The organism is Chryseobacterium sp. CG10_8 (genome assembly GCF_058117085.1).
Genome location: NZ_JBYVEB010000178.1, coordinates 1 through 3,484 on the forward strand (window position 1 = coordinate 1; position 3,484 = coordinate 3,484).

Consider the following 3,484-nt stretch of genomic DNA (forward strand, 5'->3'; position numbering starts at 1 on the left):
CCGCCACTGCTTTCCGGTTTCGTTATTTTTTTGTAATTTCACTTCACCGAAAAAGCATTGGCTTCATCTCGTCGAAAATCGAACTTTCAGTTCACTTTTCGCCCGCCTTCGCTAATACTTTTTCGTTATCTGCAAGTTTATGACAAATTCTAACTCTGATAAATTTTCGACAGAATTAAATCCAAACCAAGATTTAAGTGATAAGCAAAACTATAAATTATTCATCATTATTGACAGAAATGGAATTGAGAATAAAAAAGTTAGACTTTCAATTCCTAATACTCAGTTAAGAGAACAAATTATTTTTATTAGTTTCCTAAGTCGCTATGTGAAATTTTTTATAAAAGAAATGGTAGGAGTTAATATAATATCACGTGATAAGCCTTGGGATTTTGAAGTTGAGTTAAGTAACTCTAAGAAAATGATTATTGAAATAACGTCAATCTCCGAGGATGAAGACTTTTTTAGAAAAATGAAGTATGAAGAAAAATTACAAGAATTTTGTAGCTATGAAGAAGTTGAATTTCATCAACTTGAAAAAATAAATTTTAATTTTCCAGATAAAAAAATACAAGAAGTTATTCAAAACTATAAGAAAAAGAACATTCAGAAGAATGAATTAATAAAAAATCCCTTGTACAAAAAAAATGTGTTTGTTTTTTTGAATAACAGAGATTTGAATTCTAATAAACTTACTGAAATAATTAAAAATAGTATTGATAAAAAGATGAAGAAAAAACACAGTAATAAAGAGAATGTAATTTTGTTAATTGACAATAGAACTATAACATTTGAATTAGAGGATATTTATAAAACTCAACATACTTTATTTGATTATTTTAGCACATTGCCTTTTAAGGAAATTTGGCTTTATACAGGATATTATTCTGATTTGACAGGAAATTTTGCAGAATATAGTCTTGCTCCATTGAAATTATCAGAATCTAAAATGACTATGCTTTTAGAACAAATTGAATAAAAAAAACCTGCAGATAACAGTGTATTAGCAAAAGCGGGCTTGAATACTCAAATTGAAAATTTGAATATTCTTCGCCGCCACTGCTTTTCAATTCCGTATTTTATTTGTAAGTTTACTTCATTGAAAAAGCATTGGCTCAGTTTGGTTGAAAACTGAACTTTCAGTTCACTTTTCGCCCGCCTTCGCTAATACTTTTTCGTTGCCCGCAATGCTTACCAAACACTACATATGACAAAGATAGAACTTAACGAAATAAAAAAAGAGAAACTTATTGACTTGTTAAAAAAGCAAGAAGACCTGACCATTTCAATAGATAAAAAGTTTGACACCTCACTTTTAGAAATATTGAACCCGAATTCCGAAAAGAAAATAAAATTGAATATTTTTCTAAATGAATTTTTACCTGTTGACATTTGGAAGTATATCTCAAACATCGACAAACTACTTATTCATCCATCATACGAAGTACAGTTGGAAAGCATTGAATTTTTGAATGACTTCAAACATTTAACTTCTTTAGAACTTACAGGTGACTACACCAAGAAAAGTCTATCATTTAAGCCAATTGAACACATTGAAACATTAATACAATTCACTTTTGATAGAGGGTTAACAAATACAAATCAATATAAATTTCTCAACCAACAAAGAAAATTAGAAAAATTATGTGTTGGCAATATCGACTTAGATTTAGTAACAGAAAACGAACAACTACAAACGTTGAGAGTGAACAGTATATTAAAGTCAGAAAATCTGATTTCGGAAAAATTTCCAAACTTAACTAATCTACATCTACACGGTTGTAGTCACTTAACACATCACGCATTTTTAAGCAAGTTGACAAAAATTGAAAGTTTAAATGTTAGTTATAATAGCCATATTACTGAATTTCCAAAAATTGAAAATCCTGAATTGGTAAAGACAATTGAAATGTTTACTTGTCCAAATTTTTCATCAATTGACAGTTTATTACAATTTCAAAACTTGGAAAGACTTGTGTTAACAAGTTATGACAAACCATTGCAAGTGCCAATTCACGACTTTGAAAAACTCAAACAATTAAAAAAACTTACAACAGTTTATACAGCTTGGGGCAAACGCCCAGCAAAAGATTTGGAAGTTATTTCAGATATTTATAAAACGACAAAATGGAAAAACTCACAATAGCACTGCAGGCAACAAGGGTTTTGCGTCAGGCGGGGTGACGTGCAAACTTGAAGTTTTGTGCTTCTAATAAACTTTAGTAATAAATTGAAACTTTGTGCTTCGAAACCCGCCCGAACGCAAAGCCCAAAACCGTTAACCGCAATAATACACACCCACACCTATAGGATTAGGGAATTGATGAAAATCCCACCCACGAGTTTCAAGTATTTGGGTGAAAAACGCAACTAAATCTTTATGGTCTTTTTTCCAAGGTGCAATACACTTCAATCTGTTGAACTGCTTCAACCGTCCAATTACTTGAGTTTTATGTTCAGTAATAGCATGGCTTGTTATATTGTAGCCTTCTGGAACATAAAGAAAATGAACGCTAAATTTTTCATCAATTCCTATGATCTCCATTTTTGTATCTATATCATTACTGCGGTTAACATTGTGTTGCTTCAATGGCTCTGAATGTGCTTCTTTAGATTTATTTTCCATATTTTATAATTTTGTAATTCTATTAAATATTCGTGGTTATTGTCGCCACTGACAGCAACACACCGCCGTTAGCCAACATTTTACAAAACTACGTGCTAATAATAAAAAACCACGATGAATCTAAATTTAGAAACCGAAAGATTAAATATAAAGCCAATTTCAAAACTAAATATTGAAGACGTTTTCAAATTGCAATCTTTAGAAGAAACAGCTAAATTTAATACTTCTAAAATCCCTAAGAGTATTAATGAAACTGAAATTACTGTTGAAAATTGGATTACTGAAAATTCCAAAAATAAAATTTCAAATTTCACTTTTACTGTTGAAATAAGTGAGACAAATCAATTTATTGGACTAATCGGAATTAAATTAGGTAAAGAAAATTATAGAAATGCTGAAGTTTGGTTTCAATATGATTTCAAATTTTGGAATAAAGGTTATGCTACAGAGAGTTTAAGAAAAATATTAGATTTTGGATTTCAAGATTTAAAATTACATCGAATCGAAGCAGGTTGTGCTGTAGAAAATTTTGGTTCAATAAGTGTTTTAGAAAAAGTTGGAATGATTAGAGAAGCGCATACAAGAAAATTACTACCGCTAAAATCAGGTTGGTCAGATAATTATGGATATGCAATTTTATCAACTGATAAAAGAAAATAATAAAAAAACGTCGGCTAACAGTGTATTAGCAAAAGCGGGCTTGAATACTCAAATTGAAAATTTGAATATTCTTCGCCGCCAATTGCTTTTTTATTTCACATTTTTTTCTTAATTTAGTTCAATAGAAAAAGCAATGGCTTCGTCCCGTCGAAACTGAACTTTCAGTTCATTTTTCGCCCGCCTTCGCTAATACTTTTT

At 30.2% G+C, this 3,484-nt stretch carries 4 protein-coding genes; 3 read left to right on the forward strand and 1 reads right to left on the reverse strand.

The window, feature by feature from the left end; translation table 11 throughout:
* Nucleotides 1-139: 139 nt before the first annotated feature.
* Entirely contained in the window at nucleotides 140-979 is an 840-nt protein-coding gene (locus tag AC4AGG_RS15780) for a hypothetical protein (RefSeq protein WP_489772980.1), read from the forward strand.
* 276 nt (nucleotides 980-1,255) lie between these two features.
* Nucleotides 1,256-2,146 carry a hypothetical protein gene (locus tag AC4AGG_RS15785; protein WP_489772981.1) on the forward strand — a complete coding sequence of 297 codons (891 nt, stop codon included), beginning with the start codon at nucleotides 1,256-1,258 and terminating at the stop codon, nucleotides 2,144-2,146.
* Between the two features lie 132 nt (nucleotides 2,147-2,278).
* On the opposite strand, the gene AC4AGG_RS15790 is transcribed toward AC4AGG_RS15785, so the two are convergent.
* Nucleotides 2,279-2,626: a hypothetical protein gene (locus AC4AGG_RS15790; protein ID WP_489772982.1), complete on the reverse strand. Its 348-nt coding sequence runs from the start codon at nucleotides 2,624-2,626 to the stop codon at nucleotides 2,279-2,281.
* Nucleotides 2,627-2,740: 114 nt separating this feature from the next.
* Between AC4AGG_RS15790 and AC4AGG_RS15795 the strand changes: the two genes are divergently transcribed.
* Entirely contained in the window at nucleotides 2,741-3,286 is a 546-nt protein-coding gene (locus tag AC4AGG_RS15795; protein WP_489772983.1) for a GNAT family N-acetyltransferase, read from the forward strand.
* Nucleotides 3,287-3,484 lie beyond the last annotated feature (198 nt).